The sequence below is a fragment of the Nostoc favosum CHAB5714 genome, from assembly GCF_020829495.1.
Taxonomy (GTDB): domain Bacteria; phylum Cyanobacteriota; class Cyanobacteriia; order Cyanobacteriales; family Nostocaceae; genus Nostoc; species Nostoc favosum.
The window spans coordinates 154542-174281 of sequence record NZ_JAIVFQ010000001.1; the positions used below are offsets into that span (position 1 = coordinate 154542).

13 protein-coding genes are annotated in these 19740 nt (G+C 42.9%); 7 read left to right on the forward strand and 6 right to left on the reverse strand.

Annotated elements, in window-relative coordinates; genetic code table 11:
- Positions 1–771 precede the first annotated feature (771 nt).
- The 3 genes from LC586_RS00715 to LC586_RS00725 all read left to right on the forward strand — a co-directional run bounded on the left by LC586_RS00715 (position 772) and on the right by LC586_RS00725 (position 5562).
- The gene (locus LC586_RS00715; RefSeq protein ID WP_229482491.1) at positions 772–3033 is read left to right on the forward strand and encodes a PP2C family protein-serine/threonine phosphatase; all 2262 of its coding nucleotides are present in this window, start codon (positions 772–774) and stop codon (positions 3031–3033) included.
- A gap of 145 nt (positions 3034–3178) precedes the next feature.
- Complete coding sequence (locus LC586_RS00720; protein ID WP_229482492.1) at positions 3179–4759, forward strand: CHAT domain-containing protein; 1581 nt, start codon at positions 3179–3181, stop codon at positions 4757–4759.
- A 155-nt stretch (positions 4760–4914) separates the two neighbouring features.
- A complete protein-coding gene (locus tag LC586_RS00725) occupies positions 4915–5562 on the forward strand; it encodes a hypothetical protein (protein WP_229482493.1) in 648 nt (215 codons plus the stop codon).
- A gap of 483 nt (positions 5563–6045) precedes the next feature.
- Here the strand turns inward: LC586_RS00725 and LC586_RS00730 are convergent, their stop codons facing one another.
- The 6 genes from LC586_RS00730 to LC586_RS00755 all read right to left on the reverse strand — a co-directional run bounded on the left by LC586_RS00730 (position 6046) and on the right by LC586_RS00755 (position 16048).
- Positions 6046–7428 (reverse strand): PrsW family glutamic-type intramembrane protease, encoded by a 1383-nt coding sequence (locus tag LC586_RS00730; RefSeq protein WP_229482494.1) that lies wholly within the window; start codon positions 7426–7428, stop codon positions 6046–6048.
- 1125 nt (positions 7429–8553) lie between these two features.
- On the reverse strand, positions 8554–9006 hold the full coding sequence (locus tag LC586_RS00735; RefSeq protein WP_229482495.1) for a nitrate reductase associated protein: 453 nt from the start codon (positions 9004–9006) through the stop codon (positions 8554–8556).
- A gap of 83 nt (positions 9007–9089) precedes the next feature.
- Complete coding sequence (locus LC586_RS00740) at positions 9090–9548, reverse strand: phosphate-starvation-inducible PsiE family protein (RefSeq protein ID WP_229482496.1); 459 nt, start codon at positions 9546–9548, stop codon at positions 9090–9092.
- A 361-nt stretch (positions 9549–9909) separates the two neighbouring features.
- Positions 9910–12180 carry a molybdopterin oxidoreductase family protein gene (locus LC586_RS00745; RefSeq protein WP_229482497.1) on the reverse strand — a complete coding sequence of 757 codons (2271 nt, stop codon included), beginning with the start codon at positions 12178–12180 and terminating at the stop codon, positions 9910–9912.
- 464 nt (positions 12181–12644) lie between these two features.
- Positions 12645–14147 (reverse strand): NarK family nitrate/nitrite MFS transporter, encoded by a 1503-nt coding sequence (locus LC586_RS00750; RefSeq protein ID WP_229482498.1) that lies wholly within the window; start codon positions 14145–14147, stop codon positions 12645–12647.
- A 293-nt stretch (positions 14148–14440) separates the two neighbouring features.
- A complete protein-coding gene (locus LC586_RS00755; protein ID WP_229482499.1) occupies positions 14441–16048 on the reverse strand; it encodes a ferredoxin--nitrite reductase in 1608 nt (535 codons plus the stop codon).
- 590 nt (positions 16049–16638) lie between these two features.
- Here LC586_RS00755 and LC586_RS00760 point away from each other — a divergent pair.
- From LC586_RS00760 to LC586_RS00775, 4 genes are all read left to right on the forward strand, one after another.
- On the forward strand, positions 16639–17049 hold the full coding sequence (locus LC586_RS00760) for a QcrA and Rieske domain-containing protein (RefSeq protein WP_229482500.1): 411 nt from the start codon (positions 16639–16641) through the stop codon (positions 17047–17049).
- Between the two features lie 363 nt (positions 17050–17412).
- Positions 17413–18732: a HEAT repeat domain-containing protein gene (locus LC586_RS00765; protein WP_229482501.1), complete on the forward strand. Its 1320-nt coding sequence runs from the start codon at positions 17413–17415 to the stop codon at positions 18730–18732.
- A 269-nt stretch (positions 18733–19001) separates the two neighbouring features.
- A complete protein-coding gene (locus LC586_RS00770) occupies positions 19002–19271 on the forward strand; it encodes a DUF262 domain-containing protein (RefSeq protein WP_229482502.1) in 270 nt (89 codons plus the stop codon).
- A gap of 34 nt (positions 19272–19305) precedes the next feature.
- Positions 19306–19713, forward strand: a complete 408-nt coding sequence (locus tag LC586_RS00775) for a hypothetical protein (RefSeq protein ID WP_229482503.1) — start codon at positions 19306–19308, stop codon at positions 19711–19713.
- Positions 19714–19740 lie beyond the last annotated feature (27 nt).

The window sequence follows — 19740 nt, forward strand, 5'->3', positions numbered from 1 at the left end:
GGCGTTCTTCTCTACGAGACGCTGCGCGAAGGCGTCTTGGCGGTTCGATAAATTAAGCTTTTTAGCAATTTTTGCGTAAGTCCTGGCTAAGAGCGAACAAGTGGGTAGAGCCGCAAGGGCGCAGTTGCTCCTCGTTGTAGGAGCTGACAATTCAGGTCATCTGGAAAACCTCACTTCTATTTCTCTCTTCCTTTAAGGAGAGAGACTTTGAATTTCCCCCTTCCCGCCACGGGTTGGGGGTTAGGGGGTTAGGTTTTTAGTGGACTTTTCCACATAACGTGAAAAGTCAGGTTGTAGGAGAGAGAAATAGAAGAGAGGTTTCCAGATACCATCAAAAGTCAGCTTAAAGCCACTTCATTAGTCAGGTACTTCTGCTAAAAGTATATTTAATTATCTTAATTCTTAATTAAAGTTAATTGTTGCTATCCTACTTATAAACTAAATAAATACCAAGATTATCTGCCTCTTGATGATGGGGTAATTCAGCAAAAGCTTGGGGCGCAGTTATGCTTGGGTTATGCTTTGGTAACAGGGTTGGAGTTAGTTGCTTTGGCGATGGAGAGTCACAGAGCAATAGAAGCTATGATGAGGCTGTAGGGTTGACTTAGGAGCGTATTCTTTGGATAAGTAAGTATTAGCACCTGCTGATATCCGCCAGCTAAAATCATCATCTAAAGTCTGGGTATGTCAAGTTTAAGAAAGATGAGCGGTCTAGATTGTCCCTAATAATGCTGTTAAAGAAATTGCCAATCGCTTCCCGGTGCGAAAACTATGGAAAATGACGCGGCAACGCTCTACTGTACAAATGAAAATTGTCAGGCTGCCAACCCCCTGACTCACAAGTTTTGCCTGCGATGTTCCACGCCCCTAACCAAAAATTACCTCTGGGCTGTGGTAGATGGCCCTAGTGTGGGTAGCCCTGGAGAAATATTAGCCGATCGCTATTTAGTCCTTGATAAATTTCTTCTTTTAGATACGAAACCTGCTTTATTAGCGCTAACGCCTGAGTTAGATAATTTACAGCCTCTAAAAGCTTACCTGAGACTCATTCCCTACCGGTTACACGTACCGCAGGTATATGGAGTGCTTTTTCTCGGTGACGGGCCTTCCCATCGAGAAATATTACTTTTAGAAAAACCTCCATTATTAGTAGATGACAAAATCCAACAAGTGCAGTTGGCCAGCGAGTTAACCACCGCTTGGCGTGATGCAACATCGATGCGCCAACTCAATTGGTTATGGCAAATAGCTCATCTGTGGCAACCTCTTGCAAGTGAAGGTGTCGCATCTAGCTTGCTTGACTCTTATGTATTAAGGGTAGAAGGATCATTAGTCCGTTTATTAGAATTGCGTTTCGATGCAGCAACATCACCAGAATTGCCCCAATTAGGTGAATTTTGGCAGCAGTTGGTTAGTGGTGCTAAACCAGCCATAACTGAATTTGTTAATGAGGTTAGCCTTTCCTTAATTCAGGGAAAGATTAATTCAACCGATCAATTAATCGGAGTTTTAGATGGGGGACTGGCTGGGTTAGGGCGATCGCAAACACCCACAATCAAAATTATCACCAAAACCGACACTGGGCCAAGCCGTCAACGTAACGAAGATGCCTGTAGTCCACCCAGTGGAACTCTGGTGAGCAAACCACCCCAGCCAACAGCCTTAGCAATTGTCTGTGATGGCATCGGTGGGCACGAGGGTGGCAATGTCGCATCAAATTTAGCCATTGAAACGATCCAGCAGCAGGTACAACAACTAACAAAAGTTCCCTACGACCATATAGACCCCTCACTGCTACTTAATGACCTAGAAAAGGCAGTGGCAATTGCTAATGACAAAATTAGTCAGCGCAATGACAGTGAAAATCGCCAAGGGCGACAGCGGATGGGCACGACTTTAGTAATGGCATTGCCTGTTGCTCATGAAATGTACATTACCCACGTCGGTGATAGTCGTGCTTACTGGATTACCCGCCACGGCTGTTATCAAGTTACCCTGGACGATGATGTTGCCTCCCGCGAGGTGCGGCTAGGCTATGCCATTTACCGCGAGGCTGTAGAACAAAGTTCTGCTGGCTCTCTCGTCCAGGCTTTGGGCATGGGGCCCAGCACTTCATTGCATCCCACATCTGGGCGGTTTATGCTCGACGAAGATGCTGTTTTTCTGCTCACATCCGATGGTTTGAGTGATTTTGATCGGGTGGAGGAGTACTGGGAAACAGAAATCTTGCCGATTCTAGCTGGGGAAGTCCCTATAGCAAATGTTGCGGATAGATTAGTTGAAATCGCTAACACTAAGAATGGACACGATAATGTCACCATCGCTTTAGTCCATTATCAAGTCCAATACTGGGAACCAGAAATCACGATTAAAGCCTTCATTCCAGAGAGTTATTCTGCCAAAACTATTGATTTTGCATCCAAAGCGACAGATGCGACACTTTTAGGTAGCCCAAACCACAAAACTCAGGTGATTCCAGACACTGAGCCTGCTAAAAGTTCCGGTTTACCGCTACAGTGGATTGTTCCGTTAATATTTGTGGTAGCAGCAGGTGGTTTAGGATTGTTCGTGAGGCAACTGCGATCGCCATCACGAGCCTTTCCAGTTTTTTCCAATCCATTACAAACTCAAAATCCTACCATCGAAGCGACACCCGCAGCGCGATCGCTTGCTAACCTTTCTCCTGGCTGGGTAATTAAAACCAACAATCAAATTGCCTTGGGAAACAACCAATCGCTTCCCCCTGGAGCTTTTTTAGAAGTTATCAACACAAAACCAAATCCTAAACCTGCTTCTGGAAATTTTTCCGTGTCTATGCGAGTCTGTGCTAATAAAAGCACACAAACTCCAGCTAATACTAATAATCCAGCAGTAACTTCCTCAGTTCCATCAAATTTAAAACCTTTGCCGGAAACAGTATTGCTGGACTTATCACAGCTGAAACGCTTTGGTGTCTCTATTTTACCAGAAGATGCACCAAGTCCATGTACAACCGTCACTCAACCACCCGACGACGACAGCAGTCCAACTTAATGAAATAATCTATAAACTGGTAGAAACCTGGAATAATAACAGGTAACATCAGAGTAAAAACTTACAAGGTAAAAAAGTAGAAAGTTTTCACCTTGGAGAATTCTTATTTGAAATTATTTATTTTAGTTTTTATTTTAATGAATCCATGCCATCCCTGAATTTGGCGATCGCCCGTCTCCTAAACACTGGCACTGACAACTTCGCCATTTGGGTGGTCAAAGCTCCCTATCCCAGTGGCTACGTTTTACGTGACTGTGTATGGCCTGATGAACTCAATCAAGTCTGGCAAGAATGGCAGCAGATGTTTGCTGGTCATAGTCGCTTAGATATTTCCCCAAACTCAACATCTCAAAAGGCCAACCCATTCCCCATAGATTCGATTTCTCCCCCTTCAGGTCAAACCACTGGCCCCTACAGCAGTCGTCTGATGCAAAACTTGGGAATGAATTTATGGCGCTGGATATTTGATGGGCAAATTCTTGGTAGTCTAGAACGTAGTCGCGGTATTGCTATGGGTCAGCATACACGTTTGCGCTTCCGACTAGAAATCCGCGACCCCCATCTGATCGCTCTCCCTTGGGAAATTATGCAGCGTGAACCTGGTCAATCGGCTATGTCTCTCTCCCAAGATTTGCTATTTAGTCGCACCAGCACTGAAGTTGACGCTTTACCCTATTTGCGAACTGACAAGGCTTTAAATATTCTGCTGGTTTTAGGTCATGATGACAAGCTGCAACTAGAACAAGAAGCTGCTATTTTACAGCAAACTCTTGTAGATACGTCTGTGGGTGGTAATTCCCAAAGATATGCACCTTGTATAGTAAATCAACTTCTACAACCAACTCCACAAGAGTTAATTCAAGAATTAGAAACCAGAGCATACAATGTTTTCTTTTACGCTGGACATGGTTTGCCAGACCCAGATGGGGGGTTACTGTTTTTGCGACCAGATATGCCCCTGAATGGGATAGAATTGGCGCAAGTATTGACCCGTACAGGTGTGAAATTAGCAGTTTTCAACGCCTGTTGGGGCGCACAACCAGCTGCTATCAATCATCAAGCTATACCTGCCAGCAGTTTAGCAGAAGTGCTGATTCGTCATGGTGTGCCTGCGGTTTTAGGGATGCGTGATGAAATCGCTGACCAAGAAAGCCACAGCTTTATTCAAGCCTTTACCGAAGCTTTGCGATCGCACAAACCAATTGATGAAGCCGTAGCCCAGGCTAGGCAAGAGTTGTTAACATTGTATAAATTTAATCAACCTGCTTGGACTTTGCCTGTTCTCTACCTTCATCCAGATTTTAATGGCGAACTAATTAAGAATCTAGATGAAGGTATTACCGAACTACCAGATACAGCCATTCCTGATATAGGTTCCCCGCTTCCGGCTGCTTCGTTGCGATCGCTCGCCCCAAAAGGTAAAATCTGGCTACTACGTTATGGAGTCACCCGCATCGGCCGCACGAAAGATAATGATATTGTCATCCCCGAACCATCTGTCTCCAAACGCCACGCCGAAATTTTTTGCCGCAATACTCTTACTGATGCTACATTGGTGCGAAGTTATTACTTGCAAGATTTTTCCACCTACGGGACAACCTGGTTTTTAGGCCCTAATGGTTGGCAACAAATCCTCCGAGAGGAAGTCCCATTGAAATCGGGAATGCAGTTAAAGTTTGGAAGCGCTAGAGCTGAAACCTGGGAGTTTATTATTGAAGACTCCTAGCAGAGCTATTGCAGAAATAAATTTGAGTCTTTATCATCAACCTTTAAAATTTGTTTTTACTATAGAAACATAGAAAAATTCGACTATTTTTGCGGAAATCTCTTCTGAGGAATTGTAGTTGTCAATACCACCAAATAATTGTGAGGCAATGAAAAATGGCTAATAAAATTAACGACTCAGACACTTTCTCTTCTTTGCCATCTCAAGTAGATTTTGAATTATTAGAAGTGTTACTGGAACCAGAGGATGCTACCTATCCCTGGAATCCAGCTGATGAAGAGTCAGAAGCTTATTTTGACGAATTAGAACAAGAGTTCGGAATGCAAGATTTGCTTGAGGAAGAACTGACAACGCGATCGGAAGATTTTTATAGCCATCTAGACACACTTTGGTCTGGCGTCTCCGTGGAGTCAGACTCTAATCACAATCCCCAACAAGCACTAGTGCTTAATCTTCAAGAAACATTATCTATTACTTTTGCCGCCTGTGTCCCCCAAGCATTGCTCAATGCCATCGCCACCAAAGCTGCTGAAATTCTTGCTGCCCAGCAATCGATTGGTGAACAACTGGTTGAGTGTGTTCAGACAGTACTACCAAATTGGAGAACAGAGGATCTTTTAGTTTTAGCTCGTCCTTTTGCTTACGCTATGCGAAGTAGCGAATCTCATAACGCCGCATCTGCACTCAGTAATCTTCAAAATAGCGAGTGGACAGCTTTATCAGAAGTAGAGAAAGCAAAGGTTAGTTTAGCGATCGCTTCTTATGCTTTCAATGAAATCAACAAGTCTCACTATGAAGCATAACTTGAATGAATTGTCTCTGTTTTCTAGATAAATTTCAGGTGCAGGCAGATTTATCTGCTAGTAACCTTGTGCGACTATTTAAACATTCACTAATTATTAGTATTTTTGTATAGTTAGCCTATATTAACCTTACATTAAATTAATTCTCAGATTAGGCTATCTATCCCAAGATATAAATATTCAAAAGTCAACAGTCAACGCTTAAGAGTTCTTTGATATCCTCTTCTCTCCCGGCTCCCCTGTTACCGCCATTCGCGTAGCGTCAGCCCCAACTCTTAGGGACGCTGCGCGAACGGGGAAGTCAAAAGTCAAAAATCAAAAGTCACGTATGCTTTAATTTTGGGCTTTCTGGCTGTAATGAAATGGTAGCGGTACTCCAACTCTTAGAGACGCTACGCGTTGCTTGCTTCACCGTAGGGGTACACAAAGAACCAGCAGGGTAGCCGCCGTTCCCACTTCTTTCTACTCCCTCTGCTCCATCTCTTATTTTGGGCCAAGAAATCGGGTAGCAAAATTTTGCGATCGCGTCGGTGATAGCACCCGTGCCTTGAGAATTGCTGCCATCAAAAAGGCGTAAGATAACACCCCAACAACTACCAACAGCAAGGCATTAATTGATCCTGTAGCATTCCACAAAGCATGGAGCGCAGCAGCACTAAGATAACCAATAGAGAGAATTTGCCAACTTCTACTGGGTTTGAGAACAGCCAACCCAATAAAATAACCCAGGTAGCCACTATAAGCCATGTGTCCGGCTACAGAGCCTAAAATTCGCGGAATCAGCAGTTGCAAACCCGCCAGTTGACCAGCAGCGCCTATACCCACCTGTTGCGTGACATTTTGAGTAATATCTGGCACATATTGTCCGAGAGTTTCCAAGAGAGTGAAGCCCACAGCAGAAGCTGTTCCCAGAAGAATACCATCTAGAGGTTCCCAGACGCCTATGCGTTCCCGCCAAGGTGAAGACAAAATTCTCCCGATGGCAAATGCCCCTAGTACAGGCAATGCCTTGAGTAATTCCTCCATCAAACCAGCGCCAAAAAACATCCGCACCAGCAACTCTGTGAAGGTGGTAGATTCTTGAGGTGAGGGCAAGTTTCCAGGCAGGACTGTACGAAACACGAAGATAAATAAATCCAACAACGGACTAAGCAAAATCAGCATCGTACCCAATGCCGCAGCCATTAGCACCCACCAAGGCTTTTGTTTGCCGCAAAGTTGGTAAACAAAATAGTAGGCAGCGAAGGCGATGTAAGTTGCGACGATAACTTGATTAGCTTGGGGCTGACCGACTGTAGCAAACATTAAAACTACAAAGATTACGGTCAGTATTCCCGGTACAAGGTAAGCTTTACGAGTTAAATCTTTACCAGTGGAAATAATTGGAAAAAGCTGGGTGAAGCTAACAGAATCTGGCTGCTTTAATTGCGTGTGGCTGTGGTAATTTGTCGCCGAAGGTAATGGTGTAACTTGGTTAACCGTCGTGGCTGGGGTGAGTAAGGTATACTCGTACTCAAAAACGTATTGCGGCCCATCAGCACCTAGAGAAATGCGATCGCCTGGGTGCAATTCCTGACATTCATACAAGCGTTGTCCATTCAAATAAGTGCCATTAGCACTATTCAAATCACAAAGCACCCAACTGAATTTACTATCTGGCGATAGAGAGAGGGGGCGAACCACTGCATGACGACGAGATACCATTCGGTACATCATGGCATCCAAGACAACTTGGCAGCTGGGGTCGCGTCCAATTACCATCTCTTTACTGGGGGGCAGGGAGTAGCGAGATTCTGATCCAAAAGCTGCCCCATTACCAGACACTAGCCGCAGAAATGCATTATGTCTTGCGTGTTTGCCTGTCATCGATAAGAAGTGCGTTTCTAAACTAATTCTTCACATAATTTGGCAGCAGGACTAACCTTAGCCACATTAACAGCAGCATTGCTAAATCCACTATAGCTTCACTTACTGCTAAGAAATTTAAATTTATAGATGCAAAATTTCAAATTGTTTTACCTAATGTAAATAAGTATTCCATTTGCTGAGAGTTTATCCTAAAACTGGCTTGTTAGGCGGATAAATCAGATTGTATCGGTCGTGTACTCAAGACATCGTAACTGCAAATTAAACCCACGGCAATTTATCAAAAAATAGTATTTTTTACTGCATTTTGTTCTATTCAAAAAATATATAATTTTCACTGGTCTTGTGTGAGCCAGTACGGTATTCTCGCAAAGGGAGAGGCAAGGACTGCAAGGCGGAAGTCAATCATGAGCCAGTGCGTTGCGCGGGTTAAGAGCGTTGTACCCCTCCGGGGATCTTGCTACGCGCAGCGTCTCCCCGAATCCCATTCGTGAGAGGCTAGCGCCTGCCGTAGGATGCCCGAACGCGAATTTATGTTGAGCGGAGCCGAAACACAGCGTCTCCTGTCTTGAGAAGGGCTGTAGGGAGAAGCAACTGGCTCTCAAAAGTCAAAACTCACACATGCTTTAATTTTGGGCTTTCTGGTTGTAATGAAATAGTAGGTTTATTTCCGCCGGACTGTGGCTTTTGCTAATGCGGCGCGTCTGGTAGAAAAGGAGGTTTCCACGCCACTTGCTTTAGTTTCTTTGCAGCCATATTTTTGTTACCCTCACCTATTAGCCAATAGTTAATAGTGGTTTATAAAGTAAATATTAATTTAGAGTTAGCTACGTTAAGCGTTAAGCTATGCGTAAATTTCTGATAGATTATATCAGGTTCGATTAAACACTTATAATATCTGTAGGTTGGGTTGAGGAACGAAACCCAACATTTGATCCATGTTCATGTTGGGTTTCACTGCCGTTCAACCCAACCTACCAACCTACATTGATAGATTTTATTATAAGTAATCCGACGTACTTGATATTAGAGCATTAACTGTGCTGTAATGTATCATTTGAGAGCAGCAAGTTAACAAAGTGTAATGCATTCTACAGATTTTTTCTGTTAATGACTATTGGCTAATTAAACCAGATTAAATTCTGCGATCGCTCTGTTAAAGTTTTTGTTTTCATGTCCCGGGCGGCTGAGTTTAATCAAGGCAAAACGCTGTAAGGGCGTTAAACCTGCCCAATGTTGCTGTGTCAGGGTTACACCTATTTCTTGAGCTTTTTCCTGGATGCTGGCTGGTAGAGTGGCAGAGTCTAGCCATGCGGGATGAGGCTCGATGGGCAATTTTGTAGCTGGTAGACCCGTGCGCTGTAGAATTAATTGCTGGATATGCTCGCGGTAAGACTGAATTTCTGTTTCTGTAGTGCAAGGTAATTCGACTAAAGCTTGACGCTCGGCTGTAGTCATTTGATTCCAATCAGACAATTTTAGCTTAATGCCACAAGTATCTAATTTACAACGCACCTGCATGGGGATACAGCGCAGGGAATCAACAAAGTCTGCTTCAAATTCAAAGAAATCTGTCATAAGAAAGTATTCAAAATTAAAGGTTTTTAACCATCAATGAACGGTGCGTTACGCCTAAATTGTATGCCAGATATCTTTAATTTTTAACGGGTATTTTTGGCATTACTGAGACGAATTATCAAATAACTAATTGACAGTGCCAGAATAGCAATTCCTAAACCAATTATATCAATACCTCCAACTTTTTCTAAGTCAAGAATAATAATTTTTCTGGCAACAGCAATTAAAGATGTGACAATAACTAATTCAACTTGAAAAACGTGTTTTCGTAAATAAGCTGTGATATTTTCTAAAATTTCTAAAGCAATTAAAATATTCAAAAATAGACCAAAAATTTTATACAGGGTTGTGTTAAACTTTGCATAAGGCGCTGTAAATAACTCTTTAAGAATAAATACTCCCAAATCGGCGATCGCTACCAAAATTACGATGACCATAAAAATAGATAGAACTTTAGAAACTATCACTTCTATGTTTTCAATGATGTGCATGAAGTTCTCATCTTTGGTAGCTTCTAGAATTCGCCTCATTAACTTTTTCATCTGCTGCACCCGATTTTTAAATAAAATAAAATCCCATAGATAAATCTAGAGGATTAAAGTAATTCATAATTCGTAATGACGCTCCTGCGGACGCTCGTTCCTCGCTACCGCTTCGCTAACGCTAACGCTGCGCTAACGTAATTCGTAATTCAGTTTTGCAACTCTTAGACATATCAAACAACTTACCATTTACGCTTGTCAAACCTCTTGTTACTAGAGATTTTGACCCTTTAGATATAGTAATTGGTATGGGTCAATAGTAGAGAGCTATAAAAAATGATAATCACTATTGGCTTTTGATTATTGACTAAATTACCTATTAGTGATTATTAATTACCTCTTGAGCGGTACACTTAGGAGCTTACCATTGTGAGGACTGGAGTTGATAATCTTTGACTGTAACTTCCACAGATATTGGTATCAGCTGCACAGCACAGGCTTTTAATTCTGGTTGCAGCGAATCGGGGCAAGATTCTGGATGGGTTAGGGCGTTGGCTTCGGCATTATCTGCCCACAGTGAACCCCAGTGCATGGGGACAAAAACTGTACCAGGCGCGATCGCTTTTGTCACTTTAGCAGGAAACTTAGCTTTACCCCGCCGCGATCGCACTTCTACATACATACTATCTACAATACCTAACCGAGCAGCATCACGGGGATGAATTTCGATAAACGGTTCGGGATGCATTTTACAAATTTTTTCAATTCGCCCGGTGCGTGTCTGGGTATGCCAGTGTCCGTAAAGTCTTCCATTAGTTAGCACAAAAGGATAATCTGGGTCTGGTGGTTCTGCCAGTCCCTTTGAGTAATATGCGCCAAATCGAGCGCGTCCATCAGGGGTGTGGAAGCGGAGATTGGTGTAAAGGCGTTTGGGATGAGGAGGATGAGGGGGATGAGGAGGATGAGGGAGAAGTTTTGCCCCCTTATCTCCCTCATCTCCCTTATCTCCCTTATCTCCCTCATCTTCCCCACTCCCCTCTTCTGGATGAGGCCATTGAGTCGGGCCTTGTGCTTGTAATTGTGCGTGACTGATACCCGTCATATCGCAGGGACGAGTTTTAGTTAGTTTGGCAAACTCAGCATAAACTTCGGCGGAATTAGCAAAGGCAAACTCTTTCTCAAAACCTAATCTACGTCCAACTTCGGCGAAAATTTCCCAATCGGCTTTAGCTTCTCTTGGCGGTTGGCGAAATGCTTGACATAAAGTTACCACCCGTTCAGAGTTTGTCATCACACCAGTTTTTTCACCCCACTGGGCTGCTGGTAACAGAACATGAGCGTAAGCAGAGGTTTCTGTAGGATAATATGCGTCTTGGTAAATAGTGAAAGGCGATCGCAACAACGCCTTTTTAGTTCGCTCCAAATCTGGCATACTTACAGCTGGGTTGGTAGCCGCAATCCACAGTAACTCTACAGCGCCATTTTCTAACCCAGTAATCATGTCCCAAGCAGTCAAACCGGGATTGGGCGAAATCTGTCCTGGCTTAAGTCCCCAAAACTGCTCAACTTCTGCACGGTGCTGAGGATTTTTCACCACCCGATAACCTGGTAATAAATGCGCCAAACCTCCGGCTTCCCGTCCTCCCATTGCATTTGGCTGACCAGTGAGGGAAAAAGGCCCAGCCCCAGGTTTGCCAATCTGTCCAGTCATCAGGTGCAGGTTAATGATAGTTCTTACCTTAGCCGTCCCTTCTGAAGATTGATTCACACCCATTGACCACAAAGACAGTACCCGCTCTGATTCACCCCAGTAGCGAGCTGCTGTTTCTAAATCTTCAATGCTGATTCCACATTGACGAGCCACCACTTCTGGCGGATAGTGCCGAATCACTTCAGCATAAGCCGGAAAGTTACTGGTGCAGTCGTCCATGAACATCGTATCAATGTAGTTCCAGCGCATCAACAAGTGGGCGATGCCGTTTAACAAGTCGATATCTGTACCGGGACGAATCGCTAAATGCAAGTCAGCAGCTTCTGCGGTTGGCGTGCGACGGGGATCAACCACAATCATTTTGACTTTGCGGTTCTTTTTGTGATACTTTTCCAGTCGGTTGAAAACGATGGGGTGACATTCGGCTGTATTAGTACCAATTAAAAATGCACAGTCGGTTAACTCCAAGTCATCGTAACAGCAGGGCGGGCCATCTGAGCCAAAGCTTTGAATGTAGCCAGCCACTGCACTAGACATACATAAGCGAGAGTTGGCATCAAAATTATTAGTACCCAGACAGCCTTTCATCAGTTTCTGGGCTATGTAATAATCCTCAGTTTGAAACTGGCCGGAACCATACATACATAAGGCTTCTGGGCCTTGGGTGAAGCGTACTGTTTGAATGCGCTTTGTGATGATATTAAAGGCTTCATCCCAACTAACGCGCCGAAACTCTTGATCTAAGGAGTCTCGCACCATTGGGTAATGTAATCTATTTTTATCTAAAGATTCTGCGATCGTTGCGCCTTTGACACAAACCATTCCTTGGCTGGATGGATGGGCTTTATCGCCGCGCACTCGCCAAGTTGGATTTCCTTGGCTATCTCGATTAGTTGCTTTGTTATGTTGGGCTGGGGGTGAAACTTCTAGTCCACAGCCAACACCACAGTAGGGACAAAGGGTTTTGGTAAATTCACTCATGGCTATTGTACAATTTTGTTATTTTGATTGTGCAACCTCAGATGTAGCGGCAGTTTGAGGAATTTGTGTGTTATGCATAAACTCTTTAAAACTCTTATTCCTTTGTGTCCTTTGCGTGCTTTGCGGTTCGTTTTTTCATAAATTTGCGTAAGTTCTGTCGATGTGGTTTATTGAAATTCTTTTTGTTACGAACCGCAGAGAGCATTCAAAATTTTGAATTTCCCTATTATTCTGCCTGAAGATAGGAATAAGAGAATGAGTAAACGAACCGCAAAGGACGCGAAGAACGCAAAGGGAAGAATGTTAGAAAGGGTTTTCGCATCAGTTCTATGAATTTTTTCAAATTTTTAGCATAGAGAGAATAAAAACGGAGTTTTATGAATTAAGACTGTTAGAGAAGGATGAAGTGTAAAGTTCCCTAATTCAGATTTGATGGTGATTTTTTGACTTCATCCTTTAGTTGATTATTCTTTAGTTAAGAAGATAGGGTTTTTAGTTGGGGTTTCTGGTAATTCACCTTCAGATGCGGCGGCAAAGGAACCTTTTGGTTCTTTGAGGAAGAAGGCGCACATGAAAGCACAGACTAAAGCAGCTATACCCATTGTGCTAAATAGTGTTGGAGCGTCGGTTAAGCTAAAAATTGTCAGGTAAACTACGCCGCCAAAATTACCGTAAGCTCCCACATTACCGGCAATTTGTCCAGTGGCTTCTTTTTTAATTAGGGGTACGATGCTGTAGGTTGCACCGCAGCCAGCTTGGGCAAAGTAGGCGGCAAACATTGTAACTGCGATCGCTAGCGGAATCGGCCAGCTACTACTAATAAAATGTGCAATCAAATAACTAATACCAATGCCGACACTGATAATTGTCATTGTCCATTTACGGGAGCTAAATTTATCAGAAATTAAGCCACCACTGGGACGAGAAACCAAATTTAAGAATGGATAGGTAGCAGCAATCATCGCAGCGACAACATGCTCTAAAGCAAAAGTTTTTTCAAAGAATGCTGGAAGCATGGAAACAACTGCTAGTTCGCTGCCAAAGTTAGTTATGTAAGTGAATTCGAGTAAGGCTACTTGACCAAATTGAAAGCGTTCAGATGGAGCGTAAGTTTTTTTACCAGTTAGAAGTTCTCGGTTTACCTGCCAAGCTTGGTAACTTTGGTAAGCAAACAATCCTGCTAATAGCAACCAAGCCAGATACATTTGGCTCAAAGTTAGGAAGTGAATGTTCTTTTGTTCTAAGCGCCAAGCTAATAAACCTAGAGCGAAAATTAAACCAAAATTCGAGACAATCATCGCCCAGAAGCTTTTAATACTGGTGACTTCTAGAGAACCATTTTTCTTAGGTTTCTTGTAGACTTTGCCAGTGGGTGTGTCTTGAACGCTGTTGTAATAAATTACGCCGTAGATGGCTGTAATGATCCCTGTAAGTGCGATCGCAAACCGCCAGTTAGAAGCACCACCAGCGAAAAAGCTAGTAGAAACTGCAAGTATCGGCAAGGCAAATTCTGCGCCAAAAGCCCCAAAGTTACCCCAACCGCCATAAATGCCTTGGGCAATTCCCATCTCTTTCGGCTGGAACCATTCCGCCACCATGCGGATACCTATGACAAACCCAGATCCGACAATTCCCATCAGCAAACGACTGATGACTAGTTGATTAAAATCTTGCGCTAGCGCCGTCGCCAAACAAGGAACAAGCGCAAACATCAGCAGGATTGAGTAGGTGATTCTGGGGCCAAAACGATCCAGAAGCATCCCAATAATTAGCCGGGCGGGAATTGTGAGAGCAAGGTTACAGATACCCAAAGTTTTGATTTGCTCTGGTGCTAAATTTAGCTCTTTGCCAATGGTTGTAGCGAAGGGAGCAAAGTTAAACCAACAGACAAAGGTGAGAAAGAAAGCAAACCAAGTTTGATGTAAGATGCGGTAGCGATCGCTAAATGAAAATAAGTTTTTAAGCATTCCAATCTTTCTAATTGAATAAAATACGGTGAAGAGGTAGGAGAAGATGAGCCTTTAAGGTCGAAGCTTAAGCCTTTAAGGTCGAAGCTTAAGCCTTTAAGTTCAAAGGTTAAGCCTTTAAGTTCAAAGGTTAAGCCTTTAAGTTCAAAGGTTAAGCCTTTAAGTTCAAAGGTTAAGCCTTTAAGTTCAAAGGTTAAGCCTTTAAGTTCAAAGGTTAAGCCTTTAAGTTCAAAGGTTAAGCCTTGAAGTTTGAAGTATGAGTTTTACCCAATGCTGAATACCCCCGATAAGTACTAGCAGTTACCAACTAGTAGGGCTTCTTGCTTGAGTTTTGCCCCAAAGTTTTTGATCAGTAAATCTTGCAATACTGGCTGCAAGTCTTCGCATGGTATGCCTTTGGTGACGCAAGTTCCTAAATGAGCATCTTTGCCAACTTTGCCACCCATATATATGTCAACGCCTTCCAAGGTTTTGCCATTTTTGCGAGTTTTAGTTCCCATCAAGCCGATGTCTGCAACTTGAGGCTGTCCGCAAGAGTTGGGGCAACCTGTCCAGTGAATTCGGACTGGATTGGTGAAGGTTAAATCTTCTTCTAAGGCTTTAATCATTGCCAGGGCGCGGTTTTTGGTTTCGATGAGGGCAAAGTTGCAAAATTGTGCGCCTGTGCAGGATACTAGCGATCGCGTCAGCAAACCTGGATCAATAGAAAACCTTTCTAGCAAAGACTCTGTTAAAAATGTTGCTAAACGCGAGTCAGAAATGTTGGGAATAACGATGTTTTGCTCAACTGTGAAGCGGATTTCGCCACTGCCGTAAACTTCCGCTAGACGCGCGATTTCAAACATATCTTCAGCATACAGTCGCCCGACGGGAATGTTCAAGCCTGCGTAATTTAATCCTGGTTGCTTTTGTTTATATACCCCGATGTGGTCGCGTTTTTCCCAGTCGATTTCGTCTTTTGCTGCTGCGGGTAATAATAATTCACCCAAACGGCTTTCTACTTCTGCTCGAAACTTTTCTACACCCCATTCATCAATTAGCCACATTAGGCGCGATTTTTGCCGATTAGCACGCGGGCCATGATCACGAAAGACTTCCAAAACGGCTCTACATACAGCGACTACATCTTCGGGAAGTACCCAAGCATTTAGAGGAATCGCCGCCTCACAACGTTTAGCTGAGAAAAAACCACCTACTAAAACGTTAAACCCGAATATTGGTGATTGTGAAAATTCTTGCCCTATCCCCTGTCCCCTGTCCCCTGTCCCCTCCTTAAATGCTGGAACAAAAGCCAAATCGTTAATTTCAGCATGAACTGAATTGTCTCTTCCACCTGCGATCGCAATATTAAACTTCCGTGGTAAGTTGCTAAACTCTGGATTCCCTTCGCCTTTGTTGGTGAGCATATCTTGAATTTGCTGTACCAACTCTCGTGTGTCATACAACTCATCCGCATCCAACCCCGCCACAGGATCGCCTGTTATATTACGGACATTATCCATCCCTGACTGGACAGTGGTTAAACCAACTGCGTGAAATCTATTAAAGATATCTGGTAAATCTTCAATTCTGATCCCCCGTAATTGGATATTCTGTCTCGTAGTAATATCAGCGCAGCCATCATCACCGTAACGCTGCACCACTTGGGCTAAAACACGCATCTGATTGCTTGTGAGAATACCGTTAGGCATCCGCAACCGCATCATAAACTTACCTGGGGTGACTGGGCGGAAAAACACACCCACCCATTTGAGTCGATGATCGCGATCGGTTTCGTCCATTGCTTCCCACCCCAAGGCGGCAAATTTTTCTATCTCATCCCTGATGGCGAGTCCATCTTTTTGAGCCTTGAATTTCTCGAACTTGTTGAGGCTAGTAGTAGTAGTTGCTGTGTCTGTCATGATCTGACTCTCAATGCAAATTACTGAATATGGTGATAATTGCCCAATATCAATCAACCCGTAGTTCCATCAAGTGTTGTATCTACGAAGGATTCTGACAATTCAGGTCATCTGGAAAACCTCACTTCTATTTCTCTCTTCCTTTAAGGAGAGAGACTTTGAATTTTCCCCCCTTCCCGCCACGGGAAGGGGGTTAGGGGGTTAGGTTTTTGGTGGACTTTTCCACATAACGTGAAAAGTCAGACGAAGGTTAGGAAATAAAAACTTAATATTTGCTTACGGTTGATTATTTTTACTTCAGAGCATTCAAAGCGAAACTCCAAATCCGTGATTAGTTAAGGAAAACTTGTTGCCATTTACATCTTGGAAATTTGTCAAGCAGGTTTAGATAATGTTCATGTAACAATTTCGATATCTATAACTTAAAGGCATATTTCTGTTAAAATCGTATAAATTGTTACGGTTTTTTGGTAAAATTGCTGAAAACGGATAAATAATATGCATTTATTGCATCAAAGCTAGCCAATGACCCACGTAAAGCCCTTAATGAAAGGTATTTGAAATGATCGAAGGGAGTCAATTCAGCAACTATGAAACGTCGTGATTTTATGAATTGGGTAGGTTTGGGTGGGATAGCGAGTTCTCTACCTGTAGCGATCGCAGCCTGTTCTTCTCAAACAACTCCAGTATCTAGGGATTGGCAAACAGTAGGCACTTCGGCAGAATTAGATAAGACTGGTCAATTGCTGGCTAAAAACTCACCTGCTGGGCCTGTGTTGGTAGTCGGTACATCTAATGCAAATCTGACTGCTGTTAACCCTACCTGTACTCACGCAGGTTGCACCGTAGCATGGAAAGCTGAGACAAAAAAATTCGTCTGTCCTTGTCATGATTCGGAATTTGGCATTGACGGTAAAGTGCAAAAAGGCCCAGCGACAGAAGCGCTTAAAACTTATGCCGTCAAAATTGAGGGTAATTCAGTTATAGTCAAGCCAAGTTAAAATAATTCGTAATGGGCTTCGCCCCGCTACGCTAACGTAATTCGTAATTCGTAGTTCGTAGTATGCACTTTAGTGTTTAACTCAGAGCTAAAAACCTTGCTAATAGACGATAAAAGTTGGCACGCCGTGTGCAACTTTTACTCAAACCTAACCCCCCAACCCCCTTCCCTATGAGGGAAGGGGGAAAATTCAAAGCCTCTCTCCTTAAAGGAAGAGAGGAATGGAAGTGAGGTCAAAATATTAAGTTGCACATCGCGTGTTGGCGTAATGATGTACTAAAAAGCAGAGTAAGGGCAGATAAAAACAGCGATTTATTTACGAATTTGTACTTTTGTTGTATTCATATAATTCACAATTTAGGGTATGGTGAGTAATATCAACCAGCTTTTGGTGCAAGCCCAGACAGCACATGACACGGCTGATTGGTCATCACTAATTCAATATTTACAACAATTAATTTTAGGGACAGATTCTGAGTATCCAGAGATAGTTAAAAATCGAGAATATCTGCTGAAATTAACACTTTCAATCTTAGAGATGGGCGATTTTCAGCAACGCTGGGAAATCACCAAGGTGTTGACTCGCTTGGGAAATATTGCCATCCCACCACTCATTGAGATATTAGAAGACGAAGATGCAGAGGAAGAATTACGCTGGTATGCAGCACGAACTTTAGGCGAATTTCAGCACCCAGAAGCCGTCGCACCCTTAGTTGAATTGTTGAAAACCAATGAGGATGAAGAACTCAAAGCGATCGCAGCTACAGCACTGGCGCAAATGGGTACTGTTGCGATTACTTCACTAACTGAACTTCTAGCAGATGAAGATACAAGGCTTTTAGCAGTGCGATCGCTTTCCTGCATTCCCCAAACAGAAACCATCACACCGCTATTGAGTGTAGTGCAAGATCCACAAGCAACAATCCGCACGGCTGCAATTGAAGCCCTCAGCAGCTTTCATGACGAACGTGTGCCACCAGTCTTGTTAAACGCTTTGGATGATATAGCCGCCACAGTTAGGCGTGCAGCAGTGCTTGGTTTAGGTTTTCGCTCTGACTTACGCGAAGCATTAGATTTGGTGACGAGACTACAACCCAAGCTTTACGACTTTAATATTGATGTTTGTTGTGCAGCCGCAGTTTCCCTTTCTCGAATGGGTTGTGATGAGGCAGCCCAGCAATTATTTAAGCTGCTAATATCACCCCATACACCGCTACCACTGCAATTAGAAACCATCCGCGCTTTGGTTTGGGTGGGAACACCATCTAGTTTGGAATATTTGCAAACTGCATTTAATCAAATCACTTCAGAGACACTTTGGCAAGAAATTGTTACAGTTTTGGGGCGAGTGCAAAAGCCGCAAACTACACTAGCCGTAAAAATATTATTGCAAATACTGCGATGCCTTTCCTGCGGAACGCTAACGCAGCATCCAGCCACAGAGATTGCTAGTGTAAAAAGTGCGATCGCTTTATCTTTAGGGCAGTTAGGCGAAATGCAAGCTATTGAACCATTGATTTTGCTGCTAGCTGATTCTAATGCATCGGTGAGACTACACGCGATCGCGGCACTGAAAAATTTGGATGGGGAAGCCACATATCAACAATTGCAGCAGTTAGCAAATAACCCCGAGCTTACACCAGATTTGCAACAAGGAATAGCGATCGCTTTAGCGGAATGGTAAATTTTTTCAAATGGCAACAAGACTGATTTGTATCAGCAATTGTGTCAAACCCAGATTTCACAGTTATAAATGGTCTCTCAAGGTATTTTTCAAATAACTCTATAAGGATTTTACTATAAACACCCTCTGATAAATATTATCCTCACAATCAAGGATTTATGGCTTTTTGAGCTACAATATGTCCTCAAACCGAGTATATTCGATAAAGACAAGATATTCTTGTCTTTTTATTATCGAAAACTACCAGCTAAATGCGAGTCCGTTTTTTTATGGCTGACACTTATTACTTTATTAAAGACTTGATTAATGATTTGGAAAGAGGAAGAATCAAGATTCCATCTTTTCAAAGAGGTTTTGTTTGGGAACCAAATCGCGTTGCCTATTTTATAGACAGTATTTATAAGGGTTTCCCTTTTGGCTCTGTATTACTTTGGAGAACTAGAAATCCTCTACGAACTGAAAGAAATCTTGGCCCTTACAGGCTTCCTGAGAATGATCCAGAGTACCCTATAGATTACGTTCTTGACGGGCAGCACTGATTTTTTCACAAAAAATGTCTTCAGAATGTCTTCAGTGGCAACTAATACTTTCATTCTCCTTCTAGCACAGGCTAAACCCTTAAACTTTATTCAGGGTACAAATATATCTTTACAGGATGTTTTATCTCAAGGCAATCGAAAAGAGTTTCATCATATCTTTCCTAAAGCCCATCTACAAAGATTAGAAAATCAATATAAGGATGAACAAATCAATTGTCTGGCCAACTTCTCAGTGCTTTCCAGAACCGATAACAACAAAATTAAAGATCAATCACCTAGTAAGTATCGTTCTGAAATGCCTACTGATGATCAGATTCTTGACCAAATATTGGCAACGCATTTTTGCCCAATTAATGTGTTTACAGACGATTATGAAAGCTTTTTAACTTCAAGGGCTGAATTGCTTCTAAAAAAAGCAAAAGAACTGTCACAGGTTATTTAGTATGCTAGAGCGTTCCAGTGAAGTTAA